Genomic DNA, 16,589 nt, shown 5'->3' with positions numbered 1-16,589 from the left:
GTCCGGTACTTTAATCCGATGGGGAAGAGCCGGAGTCCATGGCGAACGCGACCCCCACGAGACGGCTTCAGTCGTCGAACGGCTCGTCGTGTTGCTCGTATACGATCGTCAGTGACCCAGGTGACGTGCGCTCGGTCGCATCCCGGATAGCCTCGAACGCTGCCAGTACTTCGTCCGGTGGGCTATCGCCCCGGTCGTGTAGCATTAATTCCTCGCGGAACGCATTGTACGCGCGCTCCATGAGTGTCTGGACCGCCTGCGCGTCGGTCTTATCTTGAATCTCGAACGTCGCCTCAAATTTCGACATACGTACAATTCGCGCTCTATCAGTAAAGCTATAGCCTCGCAGTTTCGGAAAACCCCGGGTCGACGCGAATGTCATTCGAGTGAACGACGACGCGGCAGCGACCCCTTTCAGGGAATGCTCTGCGCAGAATCGGAGTCGGTCAATCTACTCGGAGAGACCACTCGGTGGCAAGGGACGGTATGCTTGCCGGTTGGGCTCCAGATATTCAGACGGTCTCGAAACCACTCTGTTGTCGGTATCGGACAGTAGAAGCGGTGTTCTGACGTCGTCCGGCAAATACGAAAACGGGTCGGCGCTCGATGGGCCCTGCCGGATTCGAACCTCGGTCGCTCACAGCGTTCGCTCCCTGCTTCGAATCGCCAGCACAGAAACTCGGAGCACTCGCGTTCGCTCGTGCACCTCGAATGGGCCCTGCCGGTCCCCGGTTCTGCGAGAGTCGATTCGGTCGTAACGTCGTGTGCCTGAATCATAGGTCTGGAAGATGCTCGCTCCGCTGTTCTGCGCGCTGTCGGTCGCTTCTCCGGTCGTAGTGCTTGTCGAGGATGTCCTCGCTCGCGTTGAGTCGGTCTCGGACGATCTGACGGGGGGTGTCGTGCTTCCTGTAATAGGTCACTCGACCGCTCCGCAGATCGTGCGGTGACCGGGAAGACGGACACTGGCTGGCCTTCTTCATCTGGGTCGCCTCACACTCCCGCGGCTTCCGGTCGTGCGGGCACTCCTCGCCGCGCCAGCAGGGGCGCGTGACGCGGTAGAGCGTGCTCCGAATCGTCGAGGGATTCGGTCGGCCGTGCTGCGTGGTCAGCAGCGGCTCGCGGCCATGGTCGTCCCTCACATCGTCTCGTGGGCTGTCGATGTAGTCCTGAATCGCCTGCGCGACGTGTGCGCCGATACGGTTCCACCGCTCGCCGCGCTCCTTGTTCTTCAGCGGGGTGCCCGTCGACGGTCGGTGAACGAAGTGAATCGCCGGTCCGTTGACCGCCGGATGCTCGCCCTCCAGGTCGACATCCCGAAGGTCGAGCGCGCGAAGACCGCCGGTCCGACAGCCTGTGCGCCACAGCAACAGGACGATGATGTGGTTCCTGCTCGCGTACTCGTAGCGCCCCAGGTAGTCGAGGATGGCCTGGGCGCGCTCCGGATCGAGCGTCGACTCGCTCACGTCTTCGCCGACGTCGAGCGTGGGCAACGGGACCTTGTCGTGCAGGTCCTTCGGCACCGCCTCGATCTCGCCGCAGAACCGGAGGAACCCTTTCAGCGTCGCGAGTTGCCCTCGGAGCGTGACTGGCTTGACGGACTCTCGCCCATCACCGTTGCCCTCGCGTCGCCAGACACGGTAGGCGTACAGGTCGCGGCCGGTGAGGACGTTGAGGTTCTCTATTCCCTCCTCGATGCACCACTGCTCGAACGCCTGGAGGCGGTACTTCTGCCCTTTCAGCGTCGCCTCGGTCAGGTCGTCCTGCTTCGCCTCCAGGTACATCTCGACGGCCACCCCTGGCCCGAGTGGTTCGAGGTCGTCGCTCACGTCGACGCACCTCGGGACAGCATCGACGGCGGCAGGTACCCTGCAGCGAACTCGTTGCCCATCGGGGACGTCGCCGTCCGAACGTCGAGTTCACCGCGCCGGGCGGCCTGCGTGATGAGCGCACTCCCACCGCGCACGTCCTGGTCGGTCGCGCTCAGGGCGAGCGTGAGCCGCGTGCGGCTGACGTGTCGGTGGTCGGCCGCGTCGGGCTTGTTCAGCCCGAACTCGCGGAAGAGCGCGGGCCAGTCGACACCCGTCACTCTCCTTCGACCTCCCGCGCGAACCGCAGGTCGACGTGGTCGAGCGCGTAGTCGAACCACTTCTCCGGGTCTTCCTCGGGGTTGCGCCCGACGATCTCCATCCGGCGCGCAATCTCCTCCTCGATGTGGTCCGGCAGCTCGACGACGACCTGATGCGTCTCGACATCGTAGAACTCGGCATCGAGGGGACCCGCAGGCTCGTCCTCGAGGTCGCCCGCGACCGCGGACGGCGTCTCGGTACTCACGCCTTCTCACCTCCGAGAGTGGCCCGAAGAACCAGCTCCGCATCGAACTCCTTGGCAGGAGTCCCGCCGCAGTTGGGACACCGACTGGCATCGGTGTCGTGCTCGCGTCGACAGCGAACGCACTTCATGCGCGCAGGCCTCCGCTCAGGGCGCGCTTGACGAGCAGTCCGTAGGCCGCGTTACACTGTCGACAGATGGGCTCGCGGGACTTCGCGTCGATGCCGTCTGCGTAGCCGCCGCAGATGTAGCACCGGCCCGCGTCGTTACTGTTTTCCTTGGGCGATTCGTCTCGTCCCGTACGGGGTTCCAGCCCCGTGTTGGCTTTAGCACTCATTGGTCTGAGTGAGCCACCTTTCGGGGCGCGCTCCAACGCGCCCCGGTCTTCACACCGCCCAAGAGAGTCTTCTACATCCAGTCGGTGGCTCCGCACTCGCCTATTCAGACGCTTGTCTCTTATAGATTACGACGACTCCAGATGATTCACACATATCTTATTAGAGATTAGGGAGATTACTATCAGCATCGGTGCCTACTGGAGAAACAGGAACTAATGAGGAAATCCGGTAAATGGATGGCACTCGTAGACGACCGAGTGCTCGAGTACATCCACGACCACGAACACGGGTCCCCTACCGAGATGATGGAAGAGGGCCCAATCCGCTACTCCCGCCAGTACATCGCCAAACGCTGCAAAGAACTCGCAAAACGCGGGCTACTGACCCACGTCGGCAACGGTGTGTACGTAATCACTGACAAGGGAGAGGCCTACCTCGCTGGAGAGTACGACACCAGCGAAGACGCGCTCAACGAGCTGCCCAACAACGGCAACGGCGACATCTCGGCATCCGAAGAAGCAAACTGACACTACCAGTCCAAGACGCTACCCACCCCCCATGACCATAAGATTCCGTCGCTCCGCAGAGTGGATGATGAGTATAGACGACCGTATCCTCGAACACCTGAACGAGACCTCGTGGGCCACCCCTCACACGATGAGCTACGAGCACGAGTTCAGGTACGCGAGTAAAGCCAGATTGGCCGAGCGATGTTTTGTACTCGCTGATGCAGACATGATTGCGCCGATGGCCGACCGGACGTACATGATTACGACTTGGGGGCAGCTGTATCTGAAGGGGGAAATCGATGCGGCGCATCAGCCGCATCCAAGCCCACAAAGAGCGCTCAGAGGTTAATCTGAGCTAGCAAATCGTTGCCTCAGTGACTCAAACCCCCTGGTTCGCGTGTCTTCGAACCCCTTCCGTAGATTTGCCTCTCTTTTGGTTTCTTGATCTGCCACGTCGTGAACCAATTCTAAAAATTCGTTTTCGAACCAATCGAGATTGGGGCCTCGTGTTTCCGTCATTCTGGCCAATCCATCTAACAAATCATAGTACCAACCGGTCTCGTCGTATAGCCGATATGTTGCGGCTGGATTTCTTCGGTATAGGTCCCGAAGCTCAGTTACTGCTTTTCCCATCATACGGTCATTGATACAAATAATGTCTAAACTATCAATCTCGATATTTCGATATATGTAACTATGAACGTCATGGGGCACTTTATCAAATTTACTGGCTAAGAAGATTACCCCACGGAGATTATAATCCGAATCTGGTTCGATTTCTTTTTTGAAATTATGAATATATCTGGAATTCTTGTCCTCTTCTTCAAATATTTTAAAATCAGCTGAATATGCTTTCGACTCTACTAGATACGTCTGTTTAGCTTCCTCTCTGAGCGTATGAAGGTAGCCGTCCGGTTCTGGAGACCCCTCTTTTCCCGCTTGAAACTTCATCGCATGGGGGAATAACATATGTAGAAATTCTATGCCCAACTTTTCGAACAATTTGTGGTACTGCATCTCAAATTCTGATTGAGATCGCTCGTTTGCGATTCCGGAAGTCGTATCTCTCAACATAGTAAACCAAGGGTCATCTCGTACCGAGTCGGGAGACGGAGCTCCGAGACCACAATCAAAGCTTAAGTTTCCGTTTCCCGGCCATGGAAAATCGTCGTTTTCATTGACTAACTTAGAAAACCGATTTCCAATCTCATCCAAAGCATCATCTGTTTTAAGCAGCAGTTGAGGAACACTCTCCCAACTAAGGAAGACATCAGAATGTCCGGGAAATGGATAAAATCCAGTCTCAGAATGATAATAGGGAGAGATATGGATGTTCCAAACAGTAGATGATGTTAGAGGATGGAGATTTGACGCGGAGAATTCATCGAGTTTGTTTTTAGAGAATCGAAACTTGAATTTGTCCGTGTCCTTCACTTTCGAACTAAATTCTGCAGGATATGACTTATCGTAGTATTGGACAACATCAGGCTCAATATTATCTTTGTCCGGGAATTCAAATCCACAATCACAATATTCACGCAAGAATTTCAGAGAATGTTGAGTATCACACTGAGGGCATGTGAATATTTCGTCCTTGCTGGCTAACCCCTCAGCAGCTGCTTCATCGTAAATTCCATGGTGTTCTGAAATTTCATCTTCCAATAAAACACCTCCCGTAGTCGTGACTCTAATAATGTGCGAAAGCACACTAAAGTGGTCGTTATCTGAAAGCCACTTTTCTTGCATCTTACCAACCCAATTCTTCCGCTATCAATTTAAACACTCTTCTTCGGGTATCTGGCTTCAAACGCTCCTTATCAATTCGGATTGTATTCTTCTCAACATGCATCGAGACAGTAATGTACTCAGGTGATTCGATATCTGGTTCATCTTCAAGCTCATGAAGAATCTCGTCGATGTTTGTGTCGTCATCAACTGCAACGACATCCGTAACCGTTTCTGGCGAAAGGAAATCACAATCGTTCTGAGGGTCGTCAAAGAGTAATTGAACGTTCGCTCGGCGGATAGGATTGCCGTCGAATACATCATGATTGGGCTCATTTTCGACGTCCTTCTTTTGGCTGGATGAAAAGCTGATTGTAGAGTTTTGTCCCTGAAAGGACTCGAACGTAGTAATAACTGCTAAGCTACTACGTATATCCGCAATATCTTGTCTGCTTATATCGACATCATCAAAGGATTCTGCGACTGGATCCGCGAACATTCCTCCATCGGTATAATATTCGTCTCCTCCACTAAATGTGAAATTCTCTGCAAAAGTTTCGAGAAGGTTTCGCATATGAGCTTGAGAGTTTTTATCACTCGAATATTGTATGATGCCTTTATCGATGTCGAGATTAATCATAGACCGGATAACATCATACACATAAATGGTCTCTCCACGCTTTGCATCGTGAATTGAATTCTCACTGCCCAGGGTCCAAAACTCAAAATAGACTTCTGAGGAACTCGTGAACCGAATCAATCGCGGCTTTGGCGTATAATCCAATTTTCCAATTATCGGGGCCGGGAGGTCCCCAGCAGCGTGTTCGTACACCTCCGAGGATTCTGATTCGCCACATAAGGATTTGAATAATTCTTGAGCGGCCTCGGGAGAATCCGCTTCGTCCGCAACCTCCTGAAGCACAGGATCCATCGATTTTACTTTCTTGACCCTCATACTGCCATTCGAGAATTTAAAGAAAGAATCATAGTAAGCTATCCAGTTTAAATTAAGTTCTCTAGCTGCTGCCTCAACTTCTTTCGTTTCAGCTTGAGGCATGAAATCTAGCTTTGTCTTTCTGTTATCTAAGATATTCTCTTTTTCACGGCGTAGAATTGCATCTATGACGAGACTTCTGCCCTCAAAGCTGAGAGAGTTAACCCAGTCAATAATGTCTTGACGCTGGAGAGGGGTCTGTAAATCTGAGGAACGGTCACGAATTTCGTCATTCAAGCTATTTAAATTGCCTCTCCTTATTTCACCCATCGTCGCTTTTAAACGCCCGAAATCTACAGTGTGAGCGATCTGGGAGGGGGAGTAGGCTTGATGATTCATTTTCTAAGATACGTCAACCCGGCGTTATATATATGTTGTTACCGTCACCGACCACCATTAGTTTGTAAATTCGAGGATGTCCGACCGGATAAACTGGAGATACTCTGCAGTATCGAAATTATCTGGCTGGTATACCTCCACATATCCACTCTCAGTAACAAATGTTTTCATCTTTCGGCCATCTCTGGGAAAAGAAAATCCAAGTTGATTGGGAATCGTTTGTTGTAATATCGAACCAAGATCCGAGTCCTCAAGAAGTTGATCGCCGTGAACGACCCCGTTGTTCGCATTTCCGGATTTCCCATAGAATCCGATTTTCCAAGGGTTAACATTCTCCTTGCCCACTTCATCTTGTAAATACTCAGAATGCTTTCGAAGGTCGATTTCCGCTTTCTCAACATGGCCATCCATCGCTTCTTCAATTAGTGAAATAACAGGATTCTTTACGCCGCTACCAATTATTACGAATTCGTCAGGAACGTATAGAATGTCAGTATATACCCATCCAATTTCCGGGACCTTGGCTACAGAAATTGACCCGTCATCTATTTCAACCGACTCAGTCTCTTCAGGGATCTGTAAGGCCGCTCGACCAGAAATTCCTAAAATGTCTCCGTTCAGGTCAGTATATTTTTGCCTAACCTCAAGGAAGTCTTCAACCTCAAAACCATCCCGAGTTAGATTTCGGCGGTACGTTTCGAGTTCCTTTCCCTGATCTTGAATGATCGCGAGGCTTCCTGACTTCATACTCAATCAGTATCCTATCCAGCACTTAATTCTACTTACCGCTTTGAGATTTGCTCACAGTTGAACGTCGATCATACTTTCAATTATGTTCTCCTCTGTAGGCGCGACCAGATACGGCTCTATCGCGTCGTAACTTGACCAACCACCGAGAGCCATCACGATTCGTGGACTCACGTTCTCCTCGACCAGGAGGTGGTTCGCCCAGCAGCGCCGCAGGTCGTGCGTCGAGATTCGCAGGTAGTCCTCGTCACCAGTCTCCTCAGCCGCGACCTCGGCGGCCTGCTCAACCCAGTACTGGACCGTTCGCTTCCCGCGGTCGATGAGCGGCTCGTCCTCGTCGACGTTGTGCTGCTGGCAGTAGCGATTCACCAGCGCCTCCAGTTCGCGCGGGAGCCACGTCTCGCGATGCTTCCCACCCGCGTACTCGCCGGTGGTGTCCTTCCCGCTGACGACCTCCAGGTCGTAGTGCTTCCCGTCGGCCTTTCTGGAGATGTGCCTCGGTTCGACGTCGAGGACCTCCGCGACTCGGAGCCCGCAATCGCCCATCAGTCGGATGGCGATCTCGCGCTGAAAGGTGTCTGCGGCTCGGGGCAACTCGTGATATTCGTCGCGGGTCATCCAGACGTTGAACGACCCATCCTTGTTTCTCTCACACCGCATTGCACGCTTTCCTTGAGTTTCGTGAACCTAGAGTGTTCCGGCGCTGGGCAGGGGGTTCTGTGAGATGCCGGATTTCAGGCGATTCGGCTCGGTGGGACCGAGTCGGTTGCACGCTTGTGAAAAAACACGAAATCAGCTATACAACCCAGGGGAAAATCATCAACCCTGTGCCGAACAGTATCAGCGCTAAACTCTGACCAGTAAAACTGCTTGAGTTCCAGTTCGGTATCTGGCCGTGAATGTAGAACCAGAGAGCTGGGAACGTAGCCCCCAAAGCAGAGATGAGGTACCGCTCGTCTCTTAGAATTTCAACAATTATCTTGAGGAAATGACCACTGACAGTCGCACCGATGATGATAACTGCAGCACTAACCACGAGGAACTCCTGCTTTTTTAGCATTTTATCGAATGCTACTGCAAACGAGTCATCAGTGTTCAAAACGAACTTCTCACCGACATATATCGCGAGTCCCGTAAAAATCGCAGCAACCCCCCAACGGAGCGATTCCAAAATTTCCACAAAGAACAAAGGCCGGTATTCGACCAGTGAGTAACTCAGAATCAAGGCGAGGATCGCCCAGATAAATTGAGTCTCGTTATTCTTCGAACCCATACACCACCCTGATTGTTCAAACATATTATAATTTTGGAAGGTAGAGTGAAAGTGAACTACCATTGACTCCACCACAGTCTAGACTGGCATTTTCGAGTCATTATCAAAAGCAGATATTAGACGTTGGGCTATAATGGCGAATTATATGCAAATTCAAAAGTCAACAGTTCTCCAATCTACAGTAGTAGTTCTAGTGATACCCCTCTTTTGGGCTGTTGGATACATAATTTCTAATCAGTGGTCGATTTTAAGTCCCTCTCAAAAGGTGGATGCGGCAATCAGTGCTGCCGGCGCAGTTGGTACTTTAATGCTTGCTCTCTTGACCTTAGTTACTCTAAACCAAAACGAAAAACTGGTTGAGGAGAAACAGCGAGAGAACGAAAAACCTCTGGTTCGGAACCTCCTCTATAATTTATTGCTACCCAGCATCACCGCCTTGGAGAACAACATTGAGAATATAGAGCAAGAATCGGAGATTGACTGGGTGTATATGAATCTGGATATGGCCCAGGGCTTTGGACAATACACGATGCTAACATTTGAGTCTCTAACCCCACTCCTCCAGATCAATCAACCAGGGGTAAATTCTAGGTTCAAAGCTTCTCGTCAGGATCTATGGAACCGGATGAGAGAGTATGACGACCAGATTATCGAGATGGTTGAACTCTCAAACGAGATTGAATCTGGGCTAGAACATCCCGTAAGAGAGTACCTTACCGAGAATGGGTTGGACGACTCTTTTGAAAGGGAGTCCGACTTCCGTAGCCTATTGAGTGCAATAATTAAACAGGCTCCTGAATACGGAGAATCACACAAACACTATGAAATCTGGGAGCAACATAGAACAAATTTGATTCAGATAATGGATCAGGAAGTCAGCGAAAAATATTCTGAACTGAAACAAGAAGAGAAGAGGCTACTGGATGAATCAACCGAACTAAAGGACGATCTTGAAGAGTATCAAGTATCTCTGCAAGAGGAGTACGGAATTACCATCGATGAAGAGCCAAAGTACCTGTCTGTCGTTTAAATATCGAAGCCGTAGATACGCGACGGAGTTCGTCACTAGTCATAGAGAATCCAGGCGATTACGGCGCCATGTCCAAAGTGGGAGTGCTGTAGACCATCGAACTTCTCTATTGCGACCGTCTCTATGTCGAAATCGTACCAGAACTCTACGTCCCGCTCGAACTTTTCTGCGATTTGTTCAGCAGTGAGCTGCTCGTACTCCTCCTCGTCCTTCTCATAGTAGATGCCAAGCAGCCCGCTGGGTAGCTCAAAACCTGAATCAACGAGTTTGCGGCTATCAGTGAGTAGTGAAGACGAACGCTGTTCTGGGAACGGACTGAATACGCTCTTGTACATGTTCGGGTCGATATTCCCGTTGTCGCGTCTGAATCGCAGTAGCTTCGCCTCGACTGAGATGCGACAGTCAAGACCCTCGATGACCAGGTCGCACCGTCTTCTACTCCCCGGATACGGCTCTTCGGTGTCGATATAATCGGGGCGTGCTCCAGAATCCGCCATCTCTGCGAGTATCATCTCGAGTTGCTTCTCTTCCTCAAAGGGTCCAATACCGGGATCCCAACGCTCATGTTCTGCGTCTATATCGACAGTAGGAATCGCACCAGCGAAGTCGCTTGCCAGTTTCTGTAGAATATCACGAGCTTCGGACATACACCGCCAAACTAACTTCTAAGCAATAGTTCAATCGACCGATACCGACCCCAACCAAGGTGCATCTCTACCATCAGAGACGGGGGTCACTAGAACCGTCCCTGTCTCAGCGTGATAGCCAACCGCCAAGCTCGATCCTTGCTCAAGGCCTTGCGCGTCTCGAATCTCGGACGGGATAACAGCGTAAATTGACCCACTCCGGTTCTGGGCGGAACAGGTTCCGAACGGAGTTACTGCGCTATCATCACTCACCGCTTGCGCGGCCCTACGTTGTGCCTTCATCGCTCCGGACATACGAGATTACCAACGGTCTCGACGACTAAAAATGGGCAGTCATCTGGGGAGACAACAGGGCACACGCTCCTCCCTTTACGCCGGTCGAACTCCCTCGACCGGGCATGGTGTCGACACGATACCCCTTGGAGGTGTCCTGCTGGGATGCCTGAGATAGAATTCGGGAGTAGAGACGACGCAAATGCCTTTCGCGGGGAGCACGAGGAGCACCTCTGCCCTTACGACGACCGCCGAAAGAAGGTGGTCACGCTGGTCGGGGATGCCCCCGACCGGGTCCTCGACGAGGCCGCCGTCCAGGCAGCCTCCAGCAGGGACGACAGGGGGAGCCGAGGAGGGCAGATACCCCTCGAAGACCACGAACGGGACCGAATCGACTTCTCCGAGACCAACGTCCTGCACGCCCGGTCGGTGAAGGGAATCGCTCGCGAGGCAGGCGTAGACGACTGGACTGCCTTCTACGACCCCACCCTGACGGTGGACGAACACCGCGAGGTGATGAATCGAGCCGCCCGCGACGAGCAGGGCGACCGCCTCGACCAGGAGGCCAGCGTCGACGAGCGGCTGGCAGGGGTCGAAGAGGCCCTCGACGGGCAGTGCGACCACGCCGCCGACCACTGTGCTCACGGGGAGGCGGAAGCCTGTGAGTTCCTGGTCGAAGGGTGCGGGCTCTCCGACGACCAGGTCGAAGCCATCCTCTCGGAGGGAGAAGGCGACCCCGCGAAGGGGGAGCTTCCCGGCCCCGCGTATGGGGCACTGCAGGGTCTCTGGACCCAATTCCGCGCTGGTCTGGGGGAGGCAAAGCAGGCCGCCGCGGGCATCAACGAGATACGGGTCCAGTTCGGGCAGGACCCGATGGCCTTCGAGGAGCTGGGGAACCGTGAAATCACCCAGGAGGCCCTCTGATGGCGGGCGTCTACTGCCCCGTCGAAGAGTGCTCGAAGGCAGAAGACCAGCACGATGGCCCCCCGCCGTTCGAGGGAGCAGAGAACCTCAGGGGGCACATCAGTGCCATGAACGACCCCGAGCACCGGCAGGCTCTCAAGGAGAGGCCCTGGACCACCCTCGAAGGGTCCCCTGAATCAGGAGACAGCGAGGGGGCCGACGAGGGGACCGCGACCAGCGAACAGGACCCCTCTGAAGGGGGAGACGAGGGGGGCGAAGGGTCCCCCGACGAGGACGACGACCAGGACATGCCGACCAGAGAGGAGTACGACCAGCAACACAAGGGGCAGCGCAACCCCCCAGCGACGGGGGACGAAGGAGACGACCATGACGACGCGCCCGCCGACCAGGGCTCGGGAGGGCTCAGTCTTCCCTCTCTGAGTGGCTCGACGACGATGGTTCTGGTCGCCGTGCTCGCGTTACTCGTCATCCTGTTCGTCGTGAAATCTCGCGACGGTACCGAGCAGGTCTCCGACGACGACGTGACCGGCGACGACTCCAGCGAGAGCGAGGCCGTCACCGACGAGGAGGTGAAGCTCATTGAGTGAACCCGAGGCTGTCGAGGCTCCCGAAGAGGAGACGGGCGATGCCGCCGAGGAGGACCAGCCCGAGATGGAACCCGACGAGATGGCCGACGTCGACCTCGACGCGCTGGCCAACCAGGTGGAAGCCGACGCCGGTGCGGACGCCACCGCTTCGGAGGAGCCAGACACGACCGAGGACTCGCCCCCGGCGAAACGGAGCGACAGTGGCGACTCGTGGGGCGATATGTACGTCGGTACCCTCGTCGGTGTCTCGAACGCGCTCATCGACGAGTACGGCATCGAGGACGCCGACCACGTCGACGAAGCGCGAGCCCGCGAACTCCACCTTGACGAGTATTTCGACGACTGGATGGCCTCGCGGGGCAAGTCCGATATGCCCCCGGAACAGGCCCTGCTCCTCTCGACTGCCATGTTCATGGCCGTCGTCGTGGGGACGAAGACCGAACTGCCGAGTAAACTGCTGGAGGAGGCCGATTTCTGATGTTCGACAACGCGAAGCGACTGCGGAGACTGCAGAAGGTAGCACAGGACCCGACCGAGAGTGAACACATTCAGGCGCTGGTGACGGTCGTCACCGAGATCGAGGACCGCCAGATATCCGCCGTCGAGGAGCTACACGACTCCCTTGGCATGGAGGGCCTGGAGCGAACGACGACCCGCGAGGATCGCGAAGACCAGCTCCTCTCGCTCGTCGACGCGATGGCGAAAGGTGAGTTCGAGGACTGGTGGTTTGGGGAAGTCATCGCGGATCATCTCAACAACCCCGAAGACGCACAGTCGTACGCCGGTCTCTCCGAGGAGGAGTGGGACACGCAGAAGGAGCGGTGGGCGTCGACCTACCGCGACCGTGCTCCCGAGGAGTTCGAGCGATGCTCCGACGAGGAGATCGCCGGGCTCCACGTCGAGCGTAAGTGGGGCATCTCGCTCTCGGAGTTCGAGCGCGAGGTGGTCAACTTCAGCCGCGCCGAGGCCATGGAGACGGTTCTCGCGGGCAACCTGCAGGCCGTCGAGGCTGGCGTGCAGCACGCCACGAACGCAGTCAAGGCAGGTGGTGTCGAATGACCATACGGTTCGACTTCGACACCGAGGAGTGGCTCTTCATCGGCTACGTTGTGGGTCTGCTCGTCTGGTACGCCGTCGAGTCGGTCACGTACGGTAGCCCAGACTCAGGTCGCTCCTGGACGGACCAAGAAATCTCGCTCTCCGAGGACCACCTGCGGCGGCTCGAAGACGGCGAGACGGTTCAGGTCCGGCGCTGGCACGGCCACGACCTCGTACTCGGTGGCTCGATGGTCATCGACGTCGACGCGCTCGACGAGGAGGCGGAATGAATCTCCTCGCAGCGGCACAGTCGGGCTGGGGAAAGTCAGCGAAGGCGCAGAACCTGATGGAGAAGAACGCGCCTGAGTACGAGCACATGGTCGTTCTCGACTTCAAGGACGAGTACCGTGGGCTGGTGAAAGCCGGGCTTGCGAAGTGGTGGATCGTCGGCCCCCGGGAGATGGAATGGTCCGAGCGCCAGTGGCGCGAGCTCCTCGCGACCAACCCGAAGGTCGTCCTGGTGCGCCATCCCGGCGTCAACGAGGACGACTGGCGGGACGTGTGCGCGACCATCATCTCGGCGGCCCGGCGGCTCCGGGAAGTGCTTATCGTCGTCGACGAGGCGCACTTCGTCGCACCTCAGAGCGAGAAGACACCGAAGCCGACGAAGGGACTGGCGACGACCGGCCGCGGCGAGGGTGCATCGAGTATCTGGGTCAGCCAGCGACCCGCCGAGATGGAGGAGACGGTTATCTCGCAGTGTCAGAGTCGCATCCTCGGCGGTTTCGAGTCGAGTGCCGACCTGGACAAGGTGGCGAAGGTCATCGAGTACCCCGAGGACCTGCACAACCCGCAGGTTCGGAGCGTACCTAACTGTCCGGACTCACTGAAGCCTGATACGACCGGGCGAACTGGGGGGCCGGATTCGCTTCAACGCCACGAGGACGACGACGAGAACACCATCGGGTCCGAGTGGATCTACAGCGACAACAGCGGCGAACGGCGACGTATCGACACAACGGGGATGTTCGATGAGATGGAAAGCGAGCACCTCGGGAAGCAAGGGAAGAAAATCAAGGTCTAACGATGAGTGAGTGGCACGCTACGCTATACGGAGAAGACGCGAGACGAGCAGACGAACTGAAAGAGCGCCTTGACGACGAGCTACCAGGGACGGTCGGGTCCAACGCTGAAACGGTAAGGACGCTCCTTGACTTGGCCGAGGACCAACTTGGTTCATTATAGCATATTTCAGAATTTTTAGCCACCAAGGGACATATGTTTCTACAGGAAAAAGCCCGTAGATAGTAATGGTAACTCACCCGATAGACAAAGAATCAATAAAACAGATTAAATCCGGGTTTTTAAAAAAGAAGGAACTTATCAAAGAGGGATGGAACACTTGGGAGTTTCCTTTGCTTGTTTTGTGTTTGGGCCTTATTCTCTATATTTCATATACTTTTGTGGCACCTATATTTATTTCAGACAGTGAGTTTACACCAGATAAAGAAGAACATGATTTATATATAGATATTGACAGTCAAGGCAAGAAAATAGCTAGATTATCTATTACTTGCTCGTCATCAGGACAATACCCAACTGTGGGTGGTACATATGTTTGCGAATACAGATTATATAATAAAGAGGGGAATGCACGGGTTTCGGAAGAACTATTAATCGATTTGGAATTTATCAGTATGCAGACAGGGCTTTTTATCGAACACATTTGGGTTGATGAAGAGGGCAATATGTACAATTCGTCTCCCCTTATCTCCCAAGTCCCTGATAGAACCGACATCCAGAAGCGAGGAAACAAATACACTGTTTCTGGCACATATATAACAAGTTTGCCAAAAACCCCAGGGAATTATAAAATGAAAGTTCAGGTATCCAGTCTGTATATAAATAAGCCAGACGAAAGTTTTGCTGTGTACGAGAGGATATATTCTGAGGCTAAAACCGCCGATTTTAGATATCGTGAAACTGTTTCGCCTCTTGAACAACTTGTCGCAATTGGCCTGTTATTAGCCATATTTAGACTATTTATGGAGTTATCTGAGAGGATTAAGACCAAAGTCAGTGGACGACAATCTGCCAATAAGAGCTACACAGTGAACGATAGCAGTCATAATAAATACAATTAAAATGTATTTGCTGAGGTTTCCACAAGAGTTAGTAATAAAGGAGAGGGTGCGAATAAATACCATTCTTCCCTAGTTGTTCTCCGAAGTTCCACGGTTTCCCAGGAGTCTCCGCGGCTTCTTTCGGGAATCTTGTCGGTCCCTTACGTACAGGGCCTCTCTATCCGTTTCTGCATGGCTTCGCTCAATGCAGCTTTCGGCACGCTTGCCGATGACGACATGTGGGAGGACGCGGTGGCGGCCCTGGCGGGCTACCTCGCGCCGACCGCACTTCGCAACGTTATAGAACCGAAGACCGGCCTCGACCTGCCTGACGAGGCGTACGGCGCGCTCGTGATGGCGGGCGGCCAGTACAGCCCGATGTACTCCTCGAGCATTAGCCTCGGCGGCGGTATCTACGTCGCCGACAAGCTCACGGAACGCTTCGGCCTGCAGCAGGCTGTCACGGGCATCGGCACGGGAGGTAACAACTGATGGTGTCCGTCAGCTACCTCAGCGACTTCGTGACCCAGCTCCAGAACGTCACGGGTACCACGACCCCCATCCTTCAGGTGCAGCCCGAGAACGGGACGATGCTCCGCTTCCTCGACATGGTGGGTCAGGGTGCCGAGATGGGCATCCCCGTCGTGATGAAGCTCAAGGACTCCGGCGGCAATCCCCTCCCGACTGACACCGAGGTGATCTTCCGGGTCGAGCGACCGACCGACGATGAGCCGGTCCCCGTTTCGCAGAAGGAGGACAACATCGCCGCCTGGAACGGCCTCAGCACCAAGGAGCAGCGCAACGAGGAGAACATCGACCAGACGAAGATGAATCTCAAGGGCGACCGCGTGAACGTCCGAGACAAGGACGTTCTGACCGTCGAGATCAACTCCTCGGCACAGGTCGACTGGGCCAACTCCGAGTTCTACTTCAACCGCAAGGCGGTCGAAGAACTCCCGTACGAGGGGTGAGACGGATGGTCAACCAGAAACAGGTGCTCGAAGCCCTCCGGAACGCCTCGGCCACCAGTCAGCGCCTCAAGCGCGGTGACTTCGACCTGACCAACGGCACCAGCGGCGTCCGCACGAAGATTGCCTCCTACGAGGCCGAGTCGCCCATCGTGCTCCGCGAGGACGCGATGCGGCTCATGTTCGTCACCATCGACCAGTTCAGCCATACTGGCAGCGGTGTCGAGACCTTCTCGCTCGGGAACGACGTCATCTCGACGGCGAACACCACCGACTTCGTACTGTTCGAGGACGGCACGCGAGTCCAAGAGGACTCGCTCGACTACGCCGCGAACGAGTTCGACTACGACAGCAACGCGGCGGTCACGCTTCACGCAGCCTACGTCCCTGCCGACGCCGCGAAGATCGAGATCGAGAAGTCCAGCCCTAAGTCGCAGGGGCAGGTCAAACAGACCCTGTTCACGGACGTGTCGAAGGCGCTGCACGAGACCAACCAGAACAAGCAGCCGCCCTCGATGGACTTCCGGAACGTCCAGGCGAACCCATTCCGGCCGGTGGTCCCGCGCAAGTGGACGCTCGACGTGTACGCCGACGGCCCGGTCGCCTTCGAGTGGGACGACTCGGATACCGGCAACTCGCAGGGCAACACCGCCTCCAACGCGGTCATGTCCATTCCGGTGAACCGGGCCAAGAGCGACATTCCGAACCTCTCGGCGGCCGTCAAGGCCGACATCATCGAGTAGATG

Annotated in this window: 23 protein-coding genes; 12 read left to right on the top strand and 11 right to left on the bottom strand. The window is 54.9% G+C overall.

All coding sequences use genetic code 11. From position 1 onward, the window contains the following. Positions 1-67: 67 nt before the first annotated feature. From ACSC1R_RS07465 to ACSC1R_RS07445, 5 genes are all read right to left on the bottom strand, one after another. Positions 68-307: a hypothetical protein gene (locus ACSC1R_RS07465; protein WP_439028441.1), complete on the bottom strand. Its 240-nt coding sequence runs from the start codon at positions 305-307 to the stop codon at positions 68-70. Between the two features lie 466 nt (positions 308-773). Next, the gene (locus ACSC1R_RS07460) at positions 774-1,781 is read right to left on the bottom strand and encodes a tyrosine-type recombinase/integrase (protein ID WP_439028692.1); all 1,008 of its coding nucleotides are present in this window, start codon (positions 1,779-1,781) and stop codon (positions 774-776) included. Between the two features lie 41 nt (positions 1,782-1,822). After that, complete coding sequence (locus ACSC1R_RS07455; protein ID WP_439028440.1) at positions 1,823-2,086, bottom strand: hypothetical protein; 264 nt, start codon at positions 2,084-2,086, stop codon at positions 1,823-1,825. Next, positions 2,083-2,331, bottom strand: a complete 249-nt coding sequence (locus ACSC1R_RS07450; RefSeq protein ID WP_439028439.1) for a hypothetical protein — start codon at positions 2,329-2,331, stop codon at positions 2,083-2,085. The genes ACSC1R_RS07455 and ACSC1R_RS07450 overlap by 4 nt, the downstream gene beginning before the upstream one ends. A gap of 124 nt (positions 2,332-2,455) precedes the next feature. Next, complete coding sequence (locus ACSC1R_RS07445) at positions 2,456-2,665, bottom strand: hypothetical protein (protein WP_439028438.1); 210 nt, start codon at positions 2,663-2,665, stop codon at positions 2,456-2,458. Positions 2,666-2,902: 237 nt separating this feature from the next. Here ACSC1R_RS07445 and ACSC1R_RS07440 point away from each other — a divergent pair, with 237 nt between their 5' ends. After that, on the top strand, positions 2,903-3,193 hold the full coding sequence (locus ACSC1R_RS07440) for a MarR family transcriptional regulator (RefSeq protein WP_439028437.1): 291 nt from the start codon (positions 2,903-2,905) through the stop codon (positions 3,191-3,193). A gap of 327 nt (positions 3,194-3,520) precedes the next feature. On the opposite strand, the gene ACSC1R_RS07435 is transcribed toward ACSC1R_RS07440, so the two are convergent. The 5 genes from ACSC1R_RS07435 to ACSC1R_RS07415 all read right to left on the bottom strand — a co-directional run bounded on the left by ACSC1R_RS07435 (position 3,521) and on the right by ACSC1R_RS07415 (position 8,253). Then, a complete protein-coding gene (locus tag ACSC1R_RS07435; protein WP_439028436.1) occupies positions 3,521-4,921 on the bottom strand; it encodes a hypothetical protein in 1,401 nt (466 codons plus the stop codon). A gap of 1 nt (position 4,922) precedes the next feature. Beyond that, positions 4,923-6,233 (bottom strand): hypothetical protein, encoded by a 1,311-nt coding sequence (locus ACSC1R_RS07430; protein ID WP_439028435.1) that lies wholly within the window; start codon positions 6,231-6,233, stop codon positions 4,923-4,925. Between the two features lie 57 nt (positions 6,234-6,290). After that, a complete protein-coding gene (locus ACSC1R_RS07425; RefSeq protein WP_439028434.1) occupies positions 6,291-6,980 on the bottom strand; it encodes a hypothetical protein in 690 nt (229 codons plus the stop codon). Between the two features lie 54 nt (positions 6,981-7,034). Beyond that, entirely contained in the window at positions 7,035-7,640 is a 606-nt protein-coding gene (locus ACSC1R_RS07420; RefSeq protein ID WP_439028433.1) for a tyrosine-type recombinase/integrase, read from the bottom strand. A 136-nt stretch (positions 7,641-7,776) separates the two neighbouring features. Then, positions 7,777-8,253, bottom strand: coding sequence for a hypothetical protein (locus tag ACSC1R_RS07415; protein WP_439028432.1), 477 nt, complete (start codon positions 8,251-8,253; stop codon positions 7,777-7,779). 145 nt (positions 8,254-8,398) lie between these two features. On the opposite strand from ACSC1R_RS07415, the gene ACSC1R_RS07410 reads away from it, so the two are divergent. After that, positions 8,399-9,283: a hypothetical protein gene (locus ACSC1R_RS07410; protein WP_439028431.1), complete on the top strand. Its 885-nt coding sequence runs from the start codon at positions 8,399-8,401 to the stop codon at positions 9,281-9,283. A 35-nt stretch (positions 9,284-9,318) separates the two neighbouring features. On the opposite strand, the gene ACSC1R_RS07405 is transcribed toward ACSC1R_RS07410, so the two are convergent. Further along, complete coding sequence (locus tag ACSC1R_RS07405; RefSeq protein WP_439028430.1) at positions 9,319-9,930, bottom strand: transcriptional regulator; 612 nt, start codon at positions 9,928-9,930, stop codon at positions 9,319-9,321. Between the two features lie 438 nt (positions 9,931-10,368). Between ACSC1R_RS07405 and ACSC1R_RS07400 the strand changes: the two genes are divergently transcribed. The 10 genes from ACSC1R_RS07400 (at position 10,369) to ACSC1R_RS07355 (ending at position 16,586) form a co-directional block, all read left to right on the top strand. Beyond that, positions 10,369-11,127 carry a hypothetical protein gene (locus ACSC1R_RS07400; RefSeq protein ID WP_439028429.1) on the top strand — a complete coding sequence of 253 codons (759 nt, stop codon included), beginning with the start codon at positions 10,369-10,371 and terminating at the stop codon, positions 11,125-11,127. Beyond that, entirely contained in the window at positions 11,127-11,714 is a 588-nt protein-coding gene (locus ACSC1R_RS07395; RefSeq protein ID WP_439028428.1) for a hypothetical protein, read from the top strand. The genes ACSC1R_RS07400 and ACSC1R_RS07395 overlap by 1 nt, the downstream gene beginning before the upstream one ends. Continuing rightward, positions 11,707-12,192, top strand: a complete 486-nt coding sequence (locus ACSC1R_RS07390) for a hypothetical protein (protein WP_439028427.1) — start codon at positions 11,707-11,709, stop codon at positions 12,190-12,192. Before ACSC1R_RS07395 ends, ACSC1R_RS07390 begins: the two co-directional genes overlap by 8 nt. After that, on the top strand, positions 12,192-12,773 hold the full coding sequence (locus ACSC1R_RS07385) for a hypothetical protein (protein ID WP_439028426.1): 582 nt from the start codon (positions 12,192-12,194) through the stop codon (positions 12,771-12,773). Before ACSC1R_RS07390 ends, ACSC1R_RS07385 begins: the two co-directional genes overlap by 1 nt. Beyond that, complete coding sequence (locus ACSC1R_RS07380; RefSeq protein WP_439028425.1) at positions 12,770-13,042, top strand: hypothetical protein; 273 nt, start codon at positions 12,770-12,772, stop codon at positions 13,040-13,042. Before ACSC1R_RS07385 ends, ACSC1R_RS07380 begins: the two co-directional genes overlap by 4 nt. Then, positions 13,039-13,836, top strand: coding sequence for an ATP-binding protein (locus ACSC1R_RS07375; RefSeq protein WP_439028424.1), 798 nt, complete (start codon positions 13,039-13,041; stop codon positions 13,834-13,836). Before ACSC1R_RS07380 ends, ACSC1R_RS07375 begins: the two co-directional genes overlap by 4 nt. Positions 13,837-14,062: 226 nt before the next feature. Further along, entirely contained in the window at positions 14,063-14,896 is an 834-nt protein-coding gene (locus ACSC1R_RS07370) for a hypothetical protein (RefSeq protein ID WP_439028423.1), read from the top strand. A gap of 171 nt (positions 14,897-15,067) precedes the next feature. Then, complete coding sequence (locus ACSC1R_RS07365) at positions 15,068-15,367, top strand: hypothetical protein (RefSeq protein ID WP_439028422.1); 300 nt, start codon at positions 15,068-15,070, stop codon at positions 15,365-15,367. Beyond that, positions 15,367-15,846, top strand: coding sequence for a hypothetical protein (locus ACSC1R_RS07360; protein WP_439028421.1), 480 nt, complete (start codon positions 15,367-15,369; stop codon positions 15,844-15,846). The genes ACSC1R_RS07365 and ACSC1R_RS07360 overlap by 1 nt, the downstream gene beginning before the upstream one ends. Positions 15,847-15,851: 5 nt before the next feature. Continuing rightward, the gene (locus tag ACSC1R_RS07355) at positions 15,852-16,586 is read left to right on the top strand and encodes a hypothetical protein (protein ID WP_439028420.1); all 735 of its coding nucleotides are present in this window, start codon (positions 15,852-15,854) and stop codon (positions 16,584-16,586) included. Positions 16,587-16,589 lie beyond the last annotated feature (3 nt).

It is taken from the genome of Haloarchaeobius ordinarius (genome assembly GCF_051801355.1).
In the GTDB taxonomy this organism is placed as follows: Archaea; Halobacteriota; Halobacteria; order Halobacteriales; family Natrialbaceae; genus Haloarchaeobius.
Note: the sequence above shows the minus strand (reverse complement) of the source record. Positions and strands in the feature narration are given on the sequence as shown.